We start from the raw sequence: 20,794 nt of genomic DNA, 5'->3' as shown, positions 1-20,794 counted from the left end.
ACGTTAGCACTGCGGGTGCGCCCAGACTGCTAGGTCGGGTAGCGACGCGGCGTGAACACCCGGTCCCCGGCCTCGTCGGAGTACCACTGCGTCTGCGACGACCCGATGATCAACAGGCAGCGCATGTCGACATCGGCGGGGTCGAGGTCGGCGAGCCTGACCACCTTCACGCTCTCGGCGGACCCCGACACGTCGCGCCCGATCACCACCGGCGTGCTGGAGTCGCGGTGATCCAGCAGCAGGTCCCGCATCGCGGCGACCTGCCAGGTGCGGCTCTTGGACGCGGGGTTGTAGACCGCCAGCACCAGATCAGCGCGCGCCGCTGCGGTGAGCCGCTGCTCGATGACCTCCCACGGCTTGAGCCGATCGGACAACGAAATCACCGCATAGTCGTGGCCGAGCGGTGCGCCGACCCGGCTGGCAACGGCCTGCGCGGCCGTCATCGCGGGGATCACCCGCACCTCGACGCCCGGCCACTGCTTGGCCTCTTCCAGCACGGCCGTCGCCATTGCGAACACGCCGGGATCACCGGAGGACACCACCGCGACGGCGTGACCCTGCTGGGCCAGTGTGCAGGCCAGGCGGGCGCGGGCCGGTTCGTCGGTGTTGTCGCTGGGGTGCCTGCGCTGACCGTCGCGGCCTTTGATCCGGTCGAGATACGGGCCGTAGCCGATCAGGTCGGTCGCGGCGGCCACCTCGCGCCGGCTCTGCGGCGTCATCCAGTCGGTGTCACCAGGCCCGAGGCCGACCACGACGACGCTGCCGACGGTTGACGGCCGCTGCGTGGTGCCGGGCAGCATCGCCAACGAGAAATACGGCACGCTGTCGTCGTCGACCTCGCTCGCGGGCAGCACCCGCTGGGCCGGCGTGCTGGCTCGCTCCACGTAGTACGTTTCGTCCAGCCGGCCGGCCAACGAAAGCGCTTCTCGCACAGACGGATAGGACCGGCCGAGTTTGAGCACCACTGCGGCGTCGGTGTCGGCGAGCCTGCGCTCGAGTTCGTCGGCGGGCAGCGTGCCGGGCAGGATCGTCAGGACCTCGTCGCCCTGGACGAGGGGGGTGCCGGTCGCCGCGGAGGCGGCGCTGACCGACGTCACGCCAGGCACGATCACGGCGTCGAACCGTGCGGTGAGCCGGGTGTGCATGTGCATGTAGGAGCTGTAGAACAGGGGATCGCCCTCGGCCAGCAGCGCCACGTCGCGGCCGGCGTCCAGATGCGCGGCGATCGTGTCGGCGGACTCGCGGTAGAAGTCGTCCATCGCGCCCGCGTAGCCGCCGGGGTGGTCGGTGGCCTCCGTAGTGACCGGGTAGACCAGGTGCTCCTCGATCTGGCCCGGCCGGAGATAGGGCTCGGCGATGCTGCGCGCGATGCTGCGGCCGTGACGGGCGCTGTGGTAGGCGACGACGTCCGCCTCGCCGATCACCCGCGCCGCCTTGACCGTGACGAGTTCGGGGTCACCCGGTCCGAGGCCGACTCCCCAGAGCGTGCCCCTCATTCCTCGGCGCTCGCGATCGCGTTGACGGCGGCCGCGGCCATCGCGCTACCGCCGCGGCGGCCTGTGACCACCAGATAGGCCATGCCGCGGGGCCGGTCGATCAGTTCCTGCTTCGACTGCGCCGAGCCGACGAACCCGACCGGCCCGCCCAACACGGCGGCGGGCGTCGGGGCGCCGTCGTCGATGAGTTCCAGCAGCCGGAACAATGCCGTCGGCGCGTTGCCGATCGCCATCACCGCACCGCCGAGCCGATCGGACCACAAATCCACCGCGGCGGCCGAACGCGTCGTGCCGTTGCGGCCGGCTAACTCGGCGGCCCGGTTGTCGGCCACCAGCGACACCACCTCGTTGTCGGCCGGGAGCCGCGACTTGGTGATGCCAGCGGCCACCATTGACGAGTCGCAGAGCACCGGTGCGCCCCCCGCCAGCGCGGCGTGCGCCTTGGCGACGACGTCGTCGCTGAATGCGACGTGCTCGGTGACGTCGACCTGCCCGCACGTGTGGATCAACCGGACCACCACGCGCGCGACGTCGTCGGGAAATCGCGACAGATCTGCCTCGTCGCGGATCGTCGCGAACGACTGCCGGTAGATCTCCGCGGCGTCGCGGATGTAGTCGAGCACCCGCTCACCCTAGCGGCGGGCGGTTCCGGCGTAGCTCCCGACCAGCACCAGCATGCACCCCGTCAGCTGCAGCGGCGAGGGCCGCTCACCGAGCACCAGCGCGCCGAGCCCGACCGCCCCGACCGGGGTGAGCAGCAGCAGAGCTGAGCTGACATCGCTGGGCAGCCGGGGTGTGCACAACGCCGCCAGTAGCCAACCGAGCAACTGGCCGGTGATTGTGACCAGAAGCAGCCACCCGACTGCGGTACCGCCCGGCGACATGTCGAGGCTGTGCGTCGCGAGCCCGACGGCGAACGCGACGATGGTTGCCGCGGCGAGTACCACCGTGTACGTCTGCATGGGCCCGCCACGTTGACCACCGCGCCGCAACAGAAACAGGAAGCCGGAATAACACAGTGCGGCCGCAACCGCGTGCACGGTGCCCAACCCGGGGTTGGTGCCGCCGACGCCACGCTCAAAGACTCCGCCAGAGAGCTGCACGCCGAACAGGACGACGGGCAGCGAATAGAGGAACCGTGGACCGCAGCGTTCGCCGTCGACCAGCCATGCCAGCAGCGGCACGATCGCCACTTGGGTGTTCACCAGCACCGTGGACAGCCCTGCGCCGACTTCGGGAATCGACTGGGTCCACCACAGCATGTCGCCTGCGAACAACACGCCGCACGCCGTCGCCGACAGGCACTCTGCCGTTGAGAGGCCACCGTTACGTCGGCGCTCGAAGACGGCAAGCGCAGCAACAACGGGCAGCGCCATGAGACTTCGTGCGACGGTCGCTGTCGCAGGAGTGGTGTGGGCCAGGCCCAGCAGAACCGCAGAGGCGGAAACGCAGACAGCGCTGACGGCCAAGCCGACGTACCAACGGAAATCAGTGCGCTCGATGGTGGTCATGTCTCGATTGGCTGCCCACAGCATCTAACATATAAACCAGTATTTAGGTGTTAGGTTGGAATTGTGACGTCACCGGCCGGACAACTGGATCTGCGCGGCGGCCACCCGGCCATCGACTTCGTCAACACAGTGGCCTGGCGAGGCGATGACGCCCGCCGGATCGATCATCTCGGCGACTACGCCGACGCCATCGCTTGGTGTCGGCATGCCGGTGTGGTCTCGAGCAGGGAGGCCTCGGAACTCATCCGCGCAGCGCGAGCCGATGTGTCAACGGCAGCGCATGCCCTCACGCGTGCCAAGCGGCTACGCGAGTCGCTGCACGCGCTGTGGATCGACGGTGCCCAGCCGGCGTTCGACGCGGTTGCGGCCGCCTACGCGGACGCTCTGCGGCACAGACGACTGTGCCCGGTCGAGCGCCACGTCACGTGGATCGACCGGCAACTCGCGGTGCGCACGCCGTTCGACCGATTGGCCGTGGCGGCCGTCGACTTGCTCACCGAGGTCACGTTCGACCAGGTGAGGCGCTGTGATGACAGCGCTTGCGGATGGCTGTTCCTGGACAACAGTCACCGACAGAATCGGCGATGGTGCAGCTCTGCCGACTGCGGCAACCGTGACCGTGCACGCCGACACTACGGCCGTGCTCGGCGTTGATATCCGTCTCCGGTGGCCACCAGCACGTCTCCGACAGGTGGACTTCCGCATGCCCGGTCACAACCGACGAAGTGCCGGTGACGGTCGGCCCGGTCGCCCACCGCGGCGGTCGCGTCGGCGCGGACGTCGGCGGCCGAATGGTGGCAGCCAGGACTGCCCGTGCACGCGCTCACCGACAGCCATGGCGAGTTCTCGTCGAAGATCAGATCCATCGGCGCCAACACCCGCAGGGCGGTGTCGGCGACACCCTCGTCGAGGTCGAACACGAGCACCGAGCGCCACGGGGTGATCGCCATCGGCGCCTCGATCGCCGCCAGGAATTCGGCCACCCTGGCCTGCAGCACACCCAACGGCACCGCCGCGCCGAGCGTGATGCGTCCGTCGTTCTGCGGCAGCCACCCGACGGGCGGCCGGGTGACGGCAGGCCAGGTCGCTCCCGGCGGCGCCACCGGGCTGAACGGCTCGAGCAGGGCCGCGGTGTCGGCGAGTTCGGCTATGCGCCAGGCCTTTCCGCGGATCTCTGCGAACCGGACCGCGACGTCGACGAGCGCGGCAACCACCTCAGCCGCCGCCAGTCGTACGCCAGTGTCCTTGCCCGCCAGCAGCAGAGCGGCCGTGGACGGATCCAGGAAGTGCGCCCCGGCGTCGGCGGCTTGGCCCGACACGTCGGCGCGCCCGTCGTCGATGCTGAACAGGAACCGGCCCGGCAGCGCCGCCAAAGCGGGTTCGGCCTGGATCGCCTCGTCCAATTCGGCGACCAGTCCGCGGATGTCGGCGATGCCGCCGACGCGCCCGGACAACGGCGATGCGACGATGTTGCGCACCCGCTCGTGCGTTTGCGAAGGCAAAAGTTCAGCGGCCGCAACGGCTTCCGCGACCGCGGCGGTATCGGTGATGGCCCGCAACTGGATGCTGCCGCGCGAGGTCAACTCCATGGCAGGCGATCCGAACTGCATTGCGGCGTGCGCGAGAGTGTTGAGTTGGTCGGCCGTGATCATGCCGCCCGGCACTCGCACCCGCGCGAGTGCGCCGTCTGCCGCCTGATGCAGTTGCAGTGCGCCGGGGCAAGCGTCGTGATCGCGGGTTCGGGCCACCAGACCACCGTACGTCCCCGCGAAACCGGCATGACACCGCGCCGACCAGCATTGCCGAAATCGAATAAAGCACTGCTAGACCCCAACTCCGTCGTTGCAGATGCGGTTGCGTAGTCAGTGAAGGGGATAAACAGGTAGTCGGATACTCGTGAGGATCGCTAACGACCGATCGACGATTCTTCCCAACCGACAGCCGCGTCCGGCGGCCAGGGGTCAACCAGGGGGAGAACTGAAATGACTGATCTGATAGCGCCTTTCGACGCAGAGCCGGTCAAACGGCCCGCCGATGTCGAGGCACCGCCGCGCACACCGGTCCTGATCACAGAGCAGCAGGTGCTGTTCGCCACCGCCGCCGCGGTCCCGTTGCGGCCGGTGAAGACGCGCTGGATCGACAGCGTGCGGGCGGTTCTGCTCGCCGTATTCGCGGTGTCCAGCAACGAGAAGCGGCCGAAGCGGCGTCACTACCCGCCCCGCGTGGATTTCCTCGAAGATTCGCGCATGGCGCGCGAGATGACGCGGCTATGACCGGTGCCCAACGGACAGCCGGGTTTGCTCGACACAGCCAAACCCGGCGCCTCGCCCGCACCGTCACGCCGAGCCGCGGGCTTTTCCGCACGTCGCCGCGTCGGCCGCGGGCGCAGGCTCGGTACCTGCGTACACCAGCGCCGGTTAACCCAGGAAACAGGTACTCACCTACGCGTGAGACCCACCGACTACCGCGTTAATTTCGAAACTTGAGGCGATCCGGTTCGGCCGGACATCACCGCACATCGGGTGGGAGCAATCGAAATGACTGACACCGCAACGTCGCAACGGCCACTCAACGAGGGTCGCACGCACCAGGTCACGTCTCAACAGACCTCGGCTCAGCCGCACGCGCTGATCACCGAGCAGCAGGTGCTGCTCAGCACGGCCGCCGCGGTGGCACTGCCACCGGCACAGACCCGCCGGTGGAGCGCGACCGCAATGATCGCGGCTGTCGGCAGCTGGCTGGCAAGTGCCGCGCAGCCGCCGAAGCCGGTCTACCCCGAGCGGCGCGTCTGGCTCGAGAACGCCTTGATGTCACGCGAAATGGACCGGCTGTAGTCAGCTCGCCAGCGCGACGGGGCTGACGACGTCCGAATACTGTGACGCGTCACCGACGACGACGCGGCTGCGCCTGCCGTGGACATCCACAGGGATGTCGCCGGCCAGCGTGACCCGGCTGAGCCGCCGGTACTGGTCGTCGTAGTCCGCGACCGCGTAGTGCTGGGTGGCGCGGTTGTCCCAGATCGCGACATCGCCGGGCGACCAGTTCCAGCGAATCGTGTTCTCCAGCTTGGTGACCCGGGCCTGCAGCAGGTTGAACAGGGTCGCCGACTCCGAAGAGCCGAGGCCGACGAACTGCTTGATGAAGTGTCCGAGCAGCAGCACCCGCTTACCCGTTTCGGGATGCACCCGCACCACCGGATGTTCGGTCTCGTAGTACTCGCGGACGAATTCTTCGCGGTACTGCCGAACCGTGTCGGTCAGTTGCTCGTTGTGGTCGAAGTGTTCGCGGACGTAGTCGTATTTGTTGGTGTGCACCGCCCACAGGTTCTCGGTGAGCACCCGCAGCGGTTCCGGCAACTGGTCATATGCGGCTTCGGTTGAGGCCCACGCCGTGGTGCCGCCGTAGCTCGGCAGCGAAACAGCGCGCAGCAGAGAGGCTTTCGGAATACGGTCGACGAAGGTGACGTCGGTGTGCCAACTGTTGGCCTTGTCGTATCGCGAGTCGATCGGCAGCACCGACTCGCCGGCCGAAAGCGTGGGGTGTGCCGTGGTGGGGGTGCCCAGCTTTCCTGCGAACGCAAGTTGACCGTCGTCGTCCAGGTCGTGCTGGTCAGAGAAGAAGATCACCTTGTGTTCCAGCAGTGCGTCGTTGATCGCCACCACCGTGCGGGCGTCGAGATCATCAGCCAGACGGACGCCGTCAACGCGGGCCCCGATATTGGCGCCCAGTTTCACCACATCGAAGAATTCAGTCACGCATCCATTCCGGCAGGCATCGGTCGCCAGGTAAACGGTTTGGCTGATCGCGATCCGAATTCCACGACGCGAGATGTGACGGCCGCCACAGTACGGGCAGCGGTGATCTCTACCACACAGAAGGATCAATATCCACCGGTAGCGCGTTAGATTCTGGCTACTGCACGCGTGTGTAGTAACCCGAATGTCACGGAAGGACGACGATGTTCGCGCTCATCGCATTCGGCGTGTTCCTGCTGCTGCTCATCGCCGGAGTCGGGTTGCCGTACCCGCAGACATGGCACGGCCGCTGGGGCAGCGGCGGCTGACCCACCGACCGCACCGGTCCAGGGGGCGGTGCGGTACGAATGGTGGGTGAACCAGCCAACCGTCGCGCTGCTGTCGACGTCCGACACCGACCTGATCACGGCGCGGGCAAGCGGCGCGAACTACCGGTGGGCGAACCCGTCACGGCTGGTCGACGGCGAACTCGAGGAACTGCTGGCCGGCGCCGACATCGCCGTTGTCCGCATCCTCGGCGGCTACCGGGCCTGGCAGGACGGCATCGACACCGTGGTGTCCAGCGGCGTGCCTGCCGTCGTGGTCAGCGGCGAGCAGGCGCCGGACGCCGATCTGATGGGCCATTCCACGACGCCCGCCGGCGTCGCACTGCAATCCCACATCTATCTGGCCCAGGGCAGCGTGCCGAACCTGCGCCAGTTGCACGCGTTCCTGTGCGACACGGTGCTGATGACAGGATTCGGCTTCGCCCCGCCGGAGACCACACCGTCGTGGGGCGTCCTGGACCGCGCGGCACGTGACGTCGACGGCCCGACGATCGCGCTTCTCTACTACCGCGCCCAGCACCTGGCGGGCAACACCGACTACGTCGAAGCGCTGTGCCGGGCGGTCGAAGACGCGGGCGGCAGACCGCTTCCGGTGTTCTGCGCCTCGCTGCGCACCGCCGAAGCGGGTCTGTTGGACCTGCTGTCGACGACCGACGCGATGGTGACCACCGTGCTTGCGGCCGGTGGCGCAACCCCCGCCTCCGTCACCGCGGGCGGTAACGACGACAGCTGGAACGTGGCGCACCTTGCCGCGCTGGACATTCCGATCCTGCAGGGCCTGTGTTTGACGAGTTCCCGTGCCCAGTGGACGGACAACGACGACGGGCTGTCCCCGCTCGACGTCGCCACCCAGGTCGCCGTGCCGGAGTTCGACGGTCGCCTCATCACGGTGCCGTTCTCGTTCAAGGAAATCGACGACGAGGGCCTGATCTCCTATGTCGCCGACCCCGAGCGGTGCGCGCGCGTCGCCGGGCTCGCAGTGAAACACGCCCGGCTGCGGACGATTCCGCCGTCGAGCAAGCGTGTCGCGCTGGTGTTCTCGGCGTACCCCACCAAACATGCCCGGATCGGCAACGCGGTCGGACTGGACACCCCGGCCAGTGCGGTGGCGCTGCTGCGCGCCATGCGCGACGTCGGCTACGCCATAGACGACGTTCCCGGCCTCGACGCGCAGGACGGCGACGCGTTGGTGCACGCGCTGATCGCGCGCGGCGGTCAGGACCCTGACTGGCTCACCGACGGGCAACTGGCCGGCAACCCGATCCGGTTGTCCGCCAAGGATTATCGCGAGTGGTTCGACAGGCTGCCCGCCGAGCTCACCGACGCCGTCACCGAACACTGGGGCCCGCCGCCTGGCGAGTTGTTCGTCGACCGAAGCCGCGATCCCGACGGCGAGATCGTGATCGCCGCGCTGCAGGCGGGCAACGTGGTGTTGATGGTTCAGCCGCCGCGCGGATTCGGCGAGAATCCGGTCGCCATCTACCACGATCCCGACCTGCCGCCCAGCCACCACTACCTCGCCGCCTACCACTGGATCGGCAACGCATTCGGCGCCGACGCCGTGGTCCACCTCGGCAAGCACGGCAACCTGGAATGGCTGCCGGGCAAGACGTTGGGCATGTCGGCAGCGTGCGGCGCCGACGCTGCGCTCGGCGACCTGCCGCTGATCTACCCGTTTCTGGTCAACGATCCCGGCGAGGGCACCCAGGCCAAGCGCCGCGCCCACGCCACGCTGGTCGACCATCTGATCCCGCCGATGGCCCGCGCCGAAACCTACGGCGACATCGCACGTTTGGAACAGTTGCTCGACGAGCACGCGACGATCGCCGCCCTCGACCCAGGCAAACTGCCCGCGATCCGGCAGCAGATCTGGACGCTGATGCGCGCGGCGAAGATGGACCACGATCTGGGTTTGGACGAACGCCCCGAGGACGACTCGTTCGACGACATGCTGCTGCACGTCGACGGCTGGCTGTGCGAGATCAAGGACGTGCAAATCCGCGACGGGCTGCATGTCCTCGGCCAAAGGCCAACGGGCGAGGCCGAACTCGACCTTGTGCTGGCCATACTGCGGGCCAGGCAGTTGTTCGGTGGCGAGCAGACGGTGCCGGGGTTGCGTCAGGCGCTCGGCCTGGCGGAGGACGGCAGCGACGAACGGACCGCGGTGGACGCCGCCGAGTCCGCCGCCCGCGCCCTGGTGGCAGCGCTACAGGAAACCGGTTGGGACGCCACGGCCGCCGACACCATGACCGACGACCCCGCCATCGCCGCGATCCTGCGGTTCGCCGCTGACGAAGTCGTGCCTCGACTCGCCGGGACGGCGGGGGAGATCGACCAGGTGCTGCGGGCACTGGACGGCCGCTTCATCCCGTCGGGGCCGTCGGGCTCGCCGTTGCGCGGATTGGTCAACGTGCTGCCCACGGGCCGCAACTTCTACTCCGTCGACCCCAAGGCCGTGCCGTCCCGGTTGGCCTGGGAAACCGGTGTGGCGATGGCGGATTCGCTGCTGGCCCGCTACCGCGACGACTACGGTCGCTGGCCGCAGTCGGTGGGACTGTCGGTGTGGGGCACGTCGGCGATGCGCACGGCAGGCGACGACATCGCGGAAGTCCTTGCGCTGCTGGGCGTCAGGCCGGTCTGGGACGACGCGTCGCGTCGAGTGGTCGACCTCGAGCCGATGCCGCTGGCCGAACTCGGCAGGCCGCGCATCGACGTGACGGTGCGCATCTCCGGCTTCTTCCGCGACGCCTTCCCGCACGTGGTGACCATGCTCGACGACGCGGTGCAACTGGTCGCGGGCCTCGACGAGTCCGCCGACGACAACTACGTGCGGGCACACGCGCAGGCCGACCTCGCCGACCACGGCGACCAACGCCGCGCCACCACAAGAATTTTCGGCTCCAAGCCGGGAACCTATGGCGCCGGCCTGCTGCAGCTGATCGACAGCCGCAACTGGCGCGACGACGCCGACCTCGCGCAGGTCTACACCGCATGGGGCGGGTTCGCGTATGGCCGCGGGCTGGACGGCGCGCCCGCAGCGGACGACATGAACCGGCAGTATCGACGAATTGTGGTGGCCGCCAAGAACACCGACACCCGCGAACACGACATCGCCGACTCCGACGACTACTTCCAATACCACGGCGGCATGGTCGCCACGGTGCGTGCGCTGACCGGGCAGTCGCCTGCCGCCTACATCGGCGACAACACCAGACCGGACGCCGTGCGCACCCGCACACTGTCCGAGGAGACGACACGGGTGTTCCGCGCGCGCGTCGTCAATCCCCGTTGGATGACCGCGATGCGCCGCCACGGGTACAAGGGTGCGTTCGAGATGGCGGCCACCGTCGACTACCTGTTCGGCTACGACGCCACCGCAGGCGTGCTGGCCGACTGGATGTACGAACGGCTGTCCGCGGAATACGTGCTCGACGAGCAGAACCGCAAATTCATGGCCGAGTCCAACCCGTGGGCACTGCACGGCATGGCGGAACGCCTGCTGGAGGCCGCCGGCCGCGGCATGTGGGCCCGGCCCGAGCAGGCCACCCTCGACGGTTTGCGACAGGTGCTGCTCGAGACGGAAGGCGAACTCGAAGGCTAGGTTGGGTCGGTGCAGACCACCTTTGCCGACGTCGCGAAATCCGAGTACATCCTGCTGACCACGTTCACCAAGGACGGCAGGCCCAAGCCCACCGCCATCTGGGCCGCGCCCGCCGGCGACCGCCTGCTCGTCATCACGCAGGAGCAGTCCTGGAAGGTCAAGCGGATTCGCAACACCCCGCGCGTCACCATCGCCGTCTGCGACCGGCGCGGCAACCCGAAGAGTGAGGCGGTCGAGGCGACCGCCACGATCCTGGACAAGTCGGCAAACGGCGCCACCTACGACGCGATCGGCAAGCGCTACGGCCTGCTCGGCAAAACGTTCAACGTTTTCTCGAAGCTGCGTGGGGGAATGACGAAGAACGTGACCGTCGAGCTGCGAGCCGTTTAGCAAACCCTGTTTGAAAGCGGGCCAACACCCATGCCTGACATGTTCCATGACGTCGCCGACGCCAAGTACCTGCTGCTCACTACCTTCACCAAGGACGGCAGGCCCAAACCGACCCCGGTCTGGGGTGTGCGCGACGGCGACCGGCTGCTGATCTCCACCGACGACGGGTCGTGGAAGACCAAGCGCATCAACAACACCCCGCGGGTGACCATCCAGAAGTCCACCGCCCTGGGCAAGCCGAAGTGCGAACCGGTGGAAGCGGTGGCCCGCAACCTGCCCAAGTCGGAGAACCGGCGGGTCTTCGAGATGGTCACCAGGAAGTATTGGTGGCACGCGTGGTGGTGGATCCCGCAGGCGATCATCCGCGGCGGAGTCGACAAGGTGCACAGCGCGATCGAGATCCAGCCGGCCTGACTCGCACGCACGGAACCCAGGCGTGCCCGGCGACGTTCACATTGCATGGCGATACGGCTGTTTCTGGTCTACCTGGTCGTCGAGCTTGCCGTCATCGTGGCGCTGACGTCGACCATCGGCTTCGGCTGGACCATCGTGGCACTGCTCGGGACCTGGGTGGTCGGTGTCACCCTGGCCGGATCGCAGGTCAAGCGACACATCCGACGACTCCAGTCGGGTCTCAAGCCCGCAGCGGTCCAGGGGGCCGCGACGGACAGCCTGATCGTCGCACTCGGTACCGTGCTCGTCGTGATCCCGGGACTGGCCAGCTCTGTGGTCGGCGCGCTGTTTCTGCTGCCGCCGTCCCGGGCCGCCGCGCGTCCGCTGATCACCGCGATGGCCGCGCGCCGGGTGCCCTTGGTGGCTGCCGCCGGTCCGATCGCGGCCACCGGCTGGGGCTACGACGCGTCAGGCCGCGGCGACTACATCGACGGCGAGGTCATCGAAGTGCCGCCGCCCGCGGTGGAGCGCAAGCCTGACTAGTGGCGACTCTCCTGCTCAACGGGCGGGTGCACAGCCCCGCCATGCCCGACGCCACCGCGATGGCGGTCGCCGATGGCGTCGTCACGTGGCTCGGTAGCGACGACGTTGGGCGCCAACAGTTTCCGGGCGCGGAGGTCGTCGACCTCGACGGCGGTTTCGTCGCGCCTGCCTTCGTCGACAGCCACGTCCACCTCACCGCGACCGGACTGACGCTGGCCGGACTGGACCTGCGGCGCGCCACCTCGCTGCGGCACTGCCTGGATCTGGTCACCGATTACGTGCGCAGCCATCCCGACGGTCCCGTCTGGGGCCACGGCTGGGATGAGTCCGGCTGGCCTGAGAACACCGCGCCCAGCACCGACGACCTTGACCGCGTGGTCGGCGACCGGCCTGCCTACCTGGCCCGCGTGGACGTGCACTCGGCGGCCGCGTCGACCGCGCTGCGGCGTCTGGCGCCCGCTCTGACCGACGCGGCGGGTTTCGACCCGCGCCTGCCCTTGACCAGCGAAGCGCACCATCTGGTTCGCGCCGCCGCCCGTGACCGATTGACCGCACCACAGCGCCGCGAGGCCCGCATCGCGGCCCTCGACGCGGCGGCCGCGTTCGGCATCGCGGCGGTGCACGAGTGCGCGGGTCCGCAGATCGGCGGCATCGACGACTGGGTCGAGGTCCGCGACACGCAGCACGGAGTCGAGGTCATCGGCTATTGGGGCGAGCATGTGACGACGGCGGCCGCGGCGCGTGCGCTCATCGAGAGAACGGGTGCCCGAGGTCTTGCCGGCGACCTGTTCGTCGACGGCGCGATCGGATCCCGCACCGCGTGGTTGCACGAGCCCTACGACGATGCGCCAGACTGTTGCGGCAACACGTATCTCGACGTCGACGCCATCACCGCCCATCTGCGGGCCTGCACCGAGGCGGGCATCACCGCGGGCTTCCACGTCATCGGCGACGCCGCGGTCAGCGCCGTCGTCGCGGGACTCGAGCGTGTCGTCGACGAATTCGGTGCGCCCTCGGTCGCCCGCTGCGGCCACCGGCTGGAACACCTCGAGATGGTCACGCCGGAGCAGGCGGCCAAGCTCGGGTCCTGGGGCGTGTTCGCGAGCATGCAGCCGAATTTCGACGCGCTGTGGGGCGGCGAGGACGGCATGTATGCGCGCCGCCTAGGGCTTGGCCGAGGCGTCAAATTGAACCCGTTTGCGCTGCTAGCATCCCAAGGCGTGCCAATCGCCTTCGGCTCGGACAGCCCTGTGACGGGGTTGAATCCGTGGGCGACGGTACGTGCCGCGACCCGACACCGCACTCCAGGCGGCGCGGTGTCGGCGCGGGCGGCGTTCGCAGCGGCTACCCGCGGTGCGTGGCGCGCAGGCGGCGCCCGCGACGGCATCACAGGAACCCTCGTTCCTGGTGCCCCGGCGTCCTATGCCGTCTGGGAGACGGACGCCCTGGAAGTCAGCGCGCCTGCCGATGCGGTGCAGCGTTGGTCGACCGATCAGCGGTCGCGGGTGCCGCCGCTGCCGCGACTCGACGACCCGTTGCCGCATTGCAGGCAGACGGTGCACCGGGGTGCCGTCATACATGGCTAAATCGTCCGGGCGCAGGCGCGAATGGGCCCGCGCAGCCGACGATACGGAGACCTTTCCGCCGATCGTCGACGACACCGAAGAGCCGGTGGAAGGCGAAGACTACGCCGAACTCGCACCCGCTAAGGGCCGCGACTGGAAGGCTGAATTTCAAACGCGGGCAACGCGATTCGGCCAGGCGGTGGTGGACCGGCTGGCCCAGTTGGGCGTCACGATCGTCGCCGGGCTGGCGCTGTGTGTGAGCTTTCCGCCGTTCAGTTGGTGGTTCGCGGCGTTCGCGGCGGCCGGCCTGCTGGCCTGGGTGCTCACCCGCGAGACGACAACCCGGGCAGGGGGATTCGGGTACGGCTTCCTCTTCGGGCTGACGTTCTATCTGCCCCTCATCCCGTGGATCAGCGGCCTGGTGGGCCCGGCTCCATGGATTGCGCTGTCGGCGGTCGAGGCGTTGTTCACCGCGCTGTTCGGGCTGGCCGCCGTCTACGTTCGGCGGTTGTCGGGTTGGGTGTTCTGGTTCGCGGGGTTGTGGGCGGCCATGGAGTGGTTGAAGTCCACCGTCCCGTTCGGTGGATTTCCTTGGGGCGTGGTCGGTTTCAGTCAGACGAACGGTCCGTTGCTGGCACTTGCGCAACTCGGCGGTGCGCCACTGCTGTCGTTCGCGGTGGTGCTGACCGGATTCAGCCTGGCGGCCATCACGTTCGAGATCATCAAGTGGTGGCGCCGCAAGAGCGACGAGGCGGGGGCGCCGTCCGCGGTGGTGCTGCCGGGGGTGTGCATCAGTGCCGTGTTGCTGTGCACCGCGCTGGTGTGGCCACACGTCAAGCAGTCCGGCCTCGGCGCGGGCGACGATCCGGCGGTCACGGTCGCCGCGGTCCAGGGCAACGTGCCGCGACTCGGGCTGGAGTTCAACGCGCAGCGCCGCGCGGTCCTCGACAACCACGTCCGTCAGACGATGCAGTTGGCCGACGACGTGCACGCGGGCCGTGCACCCCAGCCGATGGTCGTCATCTGGCCGGAGAACTCCTCCGACATCGACCCGCTGACCAATACCGACGCGCGCGAGCAGATCGACACCGCCGCCGCGGCGATCCGGGCGCCCATCCTGGTCGGTGGCGTCGTCGCCGCCCCCGGCTACAGCCCCGACAACCCGGTGGCCACCAACTCGGTGATCGTCTGGAATCCCGGCAGCGGCCCCGCCGACCGGCACGACAAGAAGATCATCCAGCCGTTCGGCGAATATCTGCCGTGGCGTGGCTTCTTCAAGCATCTGTCGTCCTACGCCGACCGGGCCGGCTATTTCGTGCCCGGCACCGGCAACGGGGTGGTCAACGCGGCGGGCGTGCCCATCGGGGTGACGACGTGCTGGGAGGTCATCTTCGACCGCGCTACACGCGAGGCGGTAAAGAGCGGCGCCCAGCTGCTCGCGGTGCCGTCCAACAACGCCACGTTCACTGAGGCAATGAGCGAGCAGCAACTCGCGTTCGGCAGGCTGCGGGCCGTCGAACACGACCGATACGTCGTCGTCGCGGGCACCACGGGGATCAGCGCCGTCATCGCTCCCGACGGCCGTGAGCTGGCTCGCACCGGATTCTTCGAGCCGGCATACCTCGACAAGCAGGTGCGGCTAAAGACGCAGCTCACGCCCGCCACACGATGGGGACCGATCGTTTCGTACCTGCTGGCCGCGATCGGCGTTGCCGCTGTGCTCATCGCGATGCTGCACAATGGGAGTTTCGTGCGTCGGCTCGGACGGCGCGGCAAGGATTAAGGAGCGAGATGGGCGTCCCAAGGGGCGGAGCGGTGGGGGAACCTCCCAGCCGAAGGGTAGGGGAACGACTGGGGGACATTGACGCTCAGCGCCCGAGTGAGCGCACTCTGGTCATCATCCCCACTTTCAACGAGCGGGAGAACCTGCCCCTGATCGTCGAGCGGGTGCACAAGGCACGTCCTGACGTGCACATTTTGATTGTCGACGACAACAGCCCCGACGGCACCGGTGACCTGGCCGACGAGCTGTCGCTGGCCGACACCGACCGGATCCACGTCATGCACCGCACCGCCAAGGGCGGCCTCGGCGCGGCGTATCTGGCCGGTTTCGCGTGGGGCCTCAATCGGGAGTATTCGGTGCTGGTCGAGATGGACGCCGACGGCAGCCACCCCCCGGAGCAGTTGCACCGGCTATTGGATGCCGTCGACGCGGGTGCGGATCTGGTGATCGGCTCGCGCTACGTCCCCGGCGGGGAGGTGCGCAACTGGCCGCGCCGCAGGCTGGTCTTGTCGCGCACGGCCAACGGTTACTCCCGGATCCTGCTCGGCGTCGACATCCACGACATCACCGCCGGCTATCGCGCCTACCGGCGGGAGGTGCTGGAAAAGATCGACCTGGCCGCGGTGGACTCCAAGGGCTACTGCTTCCAGATCGACCTGACCTGGCGCACCATCAACAACGGCTTCATCGTCGTCGAGGTGCCCATCACGTTCACCGAACGTGAGTTCGGTCAGTCCAAGATGAGCGGATCCAACATTCGCGAGGCCATGTTCAAGGTCGCGGAATGGGGTTTCCGCGGGCGGTTGGATCGCGCCCGCGGCGTCGGCGTAACCCGCTAGTTTGCCCGGCGGCTGAGCCGCCTCAATTGGCCCGGCGGCTTAGCCGCCTCAATTGCCCCGGCGGCGTGCCTTGATCAGGTCCAGGCGCTCCTTGAGCAACTCCTCGAGTTCCTCGACCGAGCGGCGCTCCAACAGCATGTCCCAGTGAGTGCGCGGCGGCTTCACCTTCTTGGGCTCGGGCGCATCACCCTCGATCAGGGTGCCTTCCATACCGTTGCGGCACAGCCAGGTGTGGGGAATCTCGGCGTCGTCGGCGAAGGGAACGTCGAACTCCTCGCCATTTTCGGTGCGGTAACGGGCGACCTGACGCGGCGCCAGGTCGTGGTTGCGGTCAGTCTCGTAGCTCACGGCTCCGAGGCGACTGCCCCTCAAGACACGATCAGCCATCGTCATCACTCCTCAAGTCAATATTTTGTCCGGAGAAACAACGCAGCAACGCCGCGCGCAGTTCCCGACTCGACGGTCAATGATACCGGGATCCGCGCCGCGTCCGGTTTACAGTCTGGTCCGTGGGGCACGGAAGACGAAGCGTGAAACCCCAGCCTTGTCGCTGGTGTGGTCGAGAAGTCGCCGACGCGGGGCTCGGCAGGCGCAGACAGTACTGCCGGCAGTCGTGCCGGCAACGCGCATACGAACAGCGCGCGATGGTCAAGGGCACCTCATTGGCGCCGGATTCCGTGGTGTTGACCGCAGACGAGGCCTCCGAGCTGTCCGACCGGGTCTACCAGGTCAGATGCGCCGCCGAGGACGTCGCGATCGCGGTCGAGGAAGGAGCGGAAGGGGCGGAGCTGCGCCAGTTGTGCGACGCGCTGATGCGAGCGGCGAAGGCGGCCGACGGCTGGCGCTAGCCACCAATTTGTTTTTTGCGGTGAACATCGCCGGCAGGACACCCGTTCTACGATTTGCAGACGACGAATCGCGAGATGGGGAACGCGGGTGTCCATTTCACTTCCAGAAACCGGAGTGTGGCGCTTCGACGCGTTTGTGCTCGACACACTGCGCTACGAACTGCGCAACGCCGACGCCGTGATCCGCGTCGAGCCGCAGGTATTCGACGTGCTCACCCACCTGGTGCGCAATTCGCACCGGTTCGTCACCAAAGAAGAGCTGTTCGACTCGGTTTGGGGCGGGCGTTTCGTCAGCGAGGCCGCGCTGACCAGTCGCATCAAGGCTGCGCGGCGGGCGCTCGGCGACGACGGCGAATCGCAGCGCTACGTCAGGACGGTCCGCGGTCGCGGCTACCAGTTCGTCGGCACCATTGCAGACGACCCTGCGGCCCAGCCTGATCCCGCGCCGGAGTCACCCACTCCGCGCCAGCAGATCGCGTTCTGCCGCGCCGCCGACGGTGTTCGACTGGCCTACGCGGTCGCGGGGGAGGGGCCTCCGCTCGTCAGGGCCGCCAACTGGATGACCCACCTCGGTTACGACATCGAAAGCCCCGTCTGGAAACACTGGGTGTGCCAACTGTCGTCGAGGTACCGCTTCATCCGCTACGACGAACGCGGCTGCGGGCTATCGGACTGGGACGCCGCAGATTTCACCTTCGACGACTGGGTGGCCGACCTCGAGTCCGTCGTGGAATCCCTTGGGTTGGACCGCTTTCCGTTACTCGGCGTGTCACAGGGCGGTGCGGTGGCGATAGCCTACGCGGCCAGGCACCCCGACCGCGTCAGCCATCTGGTGCTCTGCGGCGCCTACGCGCGCGGACGGGCGGTGCGCGCGGCGAGCGAAGAGGAAAAGCGTGCAGCCGCCCTCGATCTGGAGCTTGCCAGGGTCGGCTGGGGGCGAGACGATCCGGCATTCCGTCAGGTGTTCGCCGCGCAGTTCCAGCCGGACGGCACCCGCGCCGACTGGGCCGCGTTCGATCAGCTGCAACGCCGCACCACCTCACCGGAGAACGCGGTGCGCTTCCTCGAGGAGTTCGGCCGCATCGACGTTCGGGACGAGGCGGCACAACTGACTTGTCCGACGCTGATCATGCATTCCCGCGACGACCACCGGGTGCCGATCCGATTCGCCGAGGAACTCGCCGCGCTGATACCCGACTCCCGACTTGTCGCGATGTTGAGCAACAACCATCTGCTCACCGCAGACGAGCCTGCGTGGCCGCTGTTTCTCGCTGAGGTCGACCGCTTCCTCACGTGCTGACATCTCCACGCAATCTCCACACGTTCTTCATGTGAAGTCGCTGTGAACCGGACATGCTGATCACCATGAACAAGCACCTCCGCACCCTGATCCTGGGTGTCAGCGCGCTTCTCGCCCTTGGCGCCCTGACCGCATGCTCCGGCGGCACCAGCACCGAAGCCACCAACACCTCCGAGGCGGTCACCACACCGCCTGAAGCGACCGCGAAACCGTTCCCGCAGTCGGCGCGTTACGTCGCCGACATGAAGGCGGCCGACGGCAAGACCATGACCATAGGGATCTCCGTCGACGGCCCGTCCATCGCCGCGTACGCCTGCAACGGCACCGACGACGAAGCGTGGTTCTTCGGCAACCAGGCCGACGGCAAACTCGACCTCAAATCCCGCTTCCGCGACACCTTGAGCGCGCAGTTCAACGGCGCCGACGTGATGGGCGATCTGACCATGAACGGTGTCGCATACAAGTTCAGCGCCGCGCCGGTGTCGGGCGTTGCCGGTATGTACACCGCCGACTCCGAAGGTGTGCGCGCATCGTGGGTGGTGCGTGAGGACGGCTCGGCGATCGGTGTCCAGTTCAACACCGGCAGCATCACCGGCCGCGACTTCGAGCAGGCCGAACTGCAGCAACTCAACGAACAGCAGTTCCGCAGCAGTGTGCGCAACAAGCGACAGCTTCAGCAAGCGTCACAGATCCAGTTTCTGCAGAACAAGAGCGCGAAATCGACCATCAACGGCCGCGACGTGACACCGACGCTCGTCAACGGCACCTTCCGGTTGGGCTGACCGCCCAACAGCCTTCTCGCCCAACGGCCCAGCCGCCTGACCCGGCTGGGCCCTCGGCATTTTCATCATCCAGAATCAAAGTATTCAACGGCCTCATCGCGACACGTAGCGTCGACTAACCGTGACCATCTCCGCCGAGTCGGCCGTGCCTCTGGCGTCGACAGCCGCTGCGCGAACCGACCGGTGGGCCCACCGTAAGTGGGGATTGGTCCGGCTGTTGTCGCCGCTCGTCCTGCTCGGCGTCTGGCAGTTGGGCAGCGCCGTCGGCGTGATCCCGCAGGATGTGCTGCCCGCCCCGTCACTGATCGTCGAAGCGGGGATCGAACTGATCCACAACGGGCAACTGGCCGATGCGCTGCGGGTGTCCGGACTCCGCGTCGCCGAGGGCCTGCTCCTTGGCGGGATCCTCGGTGTCGCACTGGGAACCGCCGTCGGGCTGTCACGGTGGTTCGAGGCCACCGTCGATCCGCCGATGCAGATGATCCGGGCGCTGCCGCACCTCGGCTTGATTCCGTTGTTCATCCTCTGGTTCGGGATCGGTGAACTGCCCAAGGTGCTGCTGGTCGCGCTCGGGGTGAGCTTCCCGCTCTACCTCAACACGTTCTCGGCGATCCGCCAGGTCGACCCAAAGCTGTTCGAAACCGCACAGGTGCTGGGATTCTCGTTCTGGCAGCGGTTTCGGACGATCATCCTGCCCAGCGCCGCGCCGCAGGTCCTCGTCGGTGTGCGGCAGTCGCTGGCGATCGCCTGGCTGACACTGATCGTCGCCGAACAGATCAACGCGGACAAGGGCATTGGCTTCTTGATCAACAACGCCCGCGACTTCCTGCGGATCGACGTCATCATCTTCGGCCTGATCGTCTACGCACTCCTCGGAATCGGCACCGACGCCATAGTCCGAGCCTTGGAACGTCGAGCATTGAGGTACCGGTCATGACGATTGTCTCTGGCCGCCGGACCGCGACAGCGGGGGAACTGCGCCACGTCGACAAGTGGTATGGGGAGCATCACGTGCTCGTCGACGTCAACGTGCGCGTCGGGCACGGTGAGATCGTTGCGCTCATCGGCCGAAGCGGTTCTGGAAAGTCAACGGTACTGCGGGTTTTCGCCGGCCTGTCGAGGGACCACACCGGTGAGCGCATGGTCTCCGGGGCTCCGGCGCTGGCTTTTCAGGAGCCGCGGTTGTTTCCGTGGCGCGACGTACGGACCAACGTCGTGTACGGCTTGACCCGCAGCAGGCTGCCGCGGGCAGAAGCGCAGGCCCGCGCAGACAGCGCGTTGGCCGATGTCGGCCTGGCAGACCGTGCCGGCGTCTGGCCGCTGACGCTGTCCGGTGGTCAGGCTCAACGCGTTTCGCTGGCCCGCGCACTCGTCGCCGAACCGGAGCTGTTGCTCCTCGACGAACCCTTCGGCGCGTTGGACGCGCTGACCCGGCTGAGCATGCGCGCGCTGCTGCTGGACTTGTGGCGCGAGCACGGTTTCGGCGTGCTGCTCGTCACGCATGACGTGGACGAAGCGCTCGCCCTCGCCGACCGAGTGCTTGTGCTCGAGGCGGGCCGGGTGATCCACACCTTGACCATCGACGAACCGCGCGAGTCGCCGGGCGTTCACACCGAGGGTTATCGGAACGAACTGCTCGACAAACTCGGCGTCCAGACCTGA

19 protein-coding genes and 1 pseudogene are annotated in these 20,794 nt (G+C 67.7%); 14 read left to right on the top strand and 6 right to left on the bottom strand.

Annotated features, from left to right (window positions below; all coding sequences use genetic code 11):
* Positions 1-29 precede the first annotated feature (29 nt).
* The 3 genes from A5724_RS12695 to A5724_RS12685 are packed head-to-tail and all read right to left on the bottom strand — an operon-like array spanning position 30 to position 3,007.
* Positions 30-1,496, bottom strand: a complete 1,467-nt coding sequence (locus tag A5724_RS12695) for a precorrin-2 C(20)-methyltransferase (protein ID WP_067801694.1) — start codon at positions 1,494-1,496, stop codon at positions 30-32.
* Complete coding sequence (locus A5724_RS12690; RefSeq protein ID WP_067801691.1) at positions 1,493-2,119, bottom strand: precorrin-8X methylmutase; 627 nt, start codon at positions 2,117-2,119, stop codon at positions 1,493-1,495. Before A5724_RS12690 ends, A5724_RS12695 begins: the two co-directional genes overlap by 4 nt.
* 9 nt (positions 2,120-2,128) lie before the next feature.
* Positions 2,129-3,007 carry a DMT family transporter gene (locus tag A5724_RS12685; protein ID WP_082964992.1) on the bottom strand — a complete coding sequence of 293 codons (879 nt, stop codon included), beginning with the start codon at positions 3,005-3,007 and terminating at the stop codon, positions 2,129-2,131.
* 63 nt (positions 3,008-3,070) lie between these two features.
* On the opposite strand from A5724_RS12685, the gene A5724_RS12680 reads away from it, so the two are divergent.
* Positions 3,071-3,661: an ABATE domain-containing protein gene (locus A5724_RS12680; RefSeq protein WP_067801683.1), complete on the top strand. Its 591-nt coding sequence runs from the start codon at positions 3,071-3,073 to the stop codon at positions 3,659-3,661.
* Here the strand turns inward: A5724_RS12680 and cobG are convergent.
* Positions 3,640-4,755, bottom strand: coding sequence for a precorrin-3B synthase (cobG, locus tag A5724_RS12675; RefSeq protein WP_067801680.1), 1,116 nt, complete (start codon positions 4,753-4,755; stop codon positions 3,640-3,642). The genes A5724_RS12680 and cobG overlap by 22 nt on opposite strands.
* 234 nt (positions 4,756-4,989) lie before the next feature.
* On the opposite strand from cobG, the gene A5724_RS12670 reads away from it, so the two are divergent.
* Positions 4,990-5,280 carry a hypothetical protein gene (locus A5724_RS12670; protein WP_067801678.1) on the top strand — a complete coding sequence of 97 codons (291 nt, stop codon included), beginning with the start codon at positions 4,990-4,992 and terminating at the stop codon, positions 5,278-5,280.
* A 264-nt stretch (positions 5,281-5,544) separates the two neighbouring features.
* A complete protein-coding gene (locus A5724_RS12665; RefSeq protein ID WP_067801675.1) occupies positions 5,545-5,841 on the top strand; it encodes a hypothetical protein in 297 nt (98 codons plus the stop codon).
* Here the strand turns inward: A5724_RS12665 and A5724_RS12660 are convergent, their stop codons facing one another.
* A complete protein-coding gene (locus A5724_RS12660; protein WP_067801670.1) occupies positions 5,842-6,762 on the bottom strand; it encodes a TauD/TfdA family dioxygenase in 921 nt (306 codons plus the stop codon).
* Between the two features lie 354 nt (positions 6,763-7,116).
* On the opposite strand from A5724_RS12660, the gene cobN reads away from it, so the two are divergent.
* The 6 genes and pseudogenes from cobN to lnt all read left to right on the top strand — a co-directional run.
* Complete coding sequence (gene cobN / locus A5724_RS12655; protein WP_197518633.1) at positions 7,117-10,689, top strand: cobaltochelatase subunit CobN; 3,573 nt, start codon at positions 7,117-7,119, stop codon at positions 10,687-10,689.
* 9 nt (positions 10,690-10,698) lie between these two features.
* The gene (locus A5724_RS12650) at positions 10,699-11,079 is read left to right on the top strand and encodes a PPOX class F420-dependent oxidoreductase (RefSeq protein WP_067801662.1); all 381 of its coding nucleotides are present in this window, start codon (positions 10,699-10,701) and stop codon (positions 11,077-11,079) included.
* A gap of 30 nt (positions 11,080-11,109) precedes the next feature.
* On the top strand, positions 11,110-11,493 hold the full coding sequence (locus tag A5724_RS12645) for a PPOX class F420-dependent oxidoreductase (protein WP_067801659.1): 384 nt from the start codon (positions 11,110-11,112) through the stop codon (positions 11,491-11,493).
* 45 nt (positions 11,494-11,538) lie between these two features.
* On the top strand, positions 11,539-12,015 hold the full coding sequence (locus tag A5724_RS12640) for an FxsA family protein (RefSeq protein ID WP_067801656.1): 477 nt from the start codon (positions 11,539-11,541) through the stop codon (positions 12,013-12,015).
* Entirely contained in the window at positions 12,015-13,601 is a 1,587-nt protein-coding gene (locus tag A5724_RS12635) for an amidohydrolase (protein ID WP_067801653.1), read from the top strand. Before A5724_RS12640 ends, A5724_RS12635 begins: the two co-directional genes overlap by 1 nt.
* Positions 13,594-16,178, top strand: a pseudogene (lnt, locus tag A5724_RS12630) (apolipoprotein N-acyltransferase); the annotation flags it as partial. The gene A5724_RS12635 and the pseudogene lnt, both read left to right, overlap by 8 nt.
* 72 nt (positions 16,179-16,250) lie before the next feature.
* Here the strand turns inward: lnt and rbpA are convergent.
* A complete protein-coding gene (gene rbpA / locus A5724_RS12620; RefSeq protein ID WP_067801986.1) occupies positions 16,251-16,589 on the bottom strand; it encodes an RNA polymerase-binding protein RbpA in 339 nt (112 codons plus the stop codon).
* A 143-nt stretch (positions 16,590-16,732) separates the two neighbouring features.
* Between rbpA and A5724_RS12615 the strand changes: the two genes are divergently transcribed.
* The 5 genes from A5724_RS12615 (at position 16,733) to A5724_RS12595 (ending at position 20,794) form a co-directional block, all read left to right on the top strand.
* Entirely contained in the window at positions 16,733-17,050 is a 318-nt protein-coding gene (locus A5724_RS12615; RefSeq protein ID WP_232004803.1) for a hypothetical protein, read from the top strand.
* Positions 17,051-17,138: 88 nt separating this feature from the next.
* Positions 17,139-18,350: an alpha/beta fold hydrolase gene (locus A5724_RS12610; protein ID WP_067801646.1), complete on the top strand. Its 1,212-nt coding sequence runs from the start codon at positions 17,139-17,141 to the stop codon at positions 18,348-18,350.
* Between the two features lie 65 nt (positions 18,351-18,415).
* Entirely contained in the window at positions 18,416-19,132 is a 717-nt protein-coding gene (locus A5724_RS12605; protein ID WP_067801983.1) for a hypothetical protein, read from the top strand.
* Positions 19,133-19,277: 145 nt separating this feature from the next.
* Positions 19,278-20,069: an ABC transporter permease gene (locus tag A5724_RS12600; RefSeq protein WP_232004813.1), complete on the top strand. Its 792-nt coding sequence runs from the start codon at positions 19,278-19,280 to the stop codon at positions 20,067-20,069.
* Positions 20,066-20,794 carry an ABC transporter ATP-binding protein gene (locus A5724_RS12595; RefSeq protein WP_067801643.1) on the top strand — a complete coding sequence of 243 codons (729 nt, stop codon included), beginning with the start codon at positions 20,066-20,068 and terminating at the stop codon, positions 20,792-20,794. Before A5724_RS12600 ends, A5724_RS12595 begins: the two co-directional genes overlap by 4 nt.

Origin of the sequence: Mycobacterium sp. ACS1612 (genome assembly GCF_001667505.1) — a bacterium.
In the GTDB taxonomy this organism is placed as follows: Bacteria; Actinomycetota; Actinomycetes; order Mycobacteriales; family Mycobacteriaceae; genus Mycobacterium.
The sequence above is the reverse complement of the archived record's forward strand: the minus strand, read 5'-3'. Positions and strand labels throughout refer to the sequence as shown.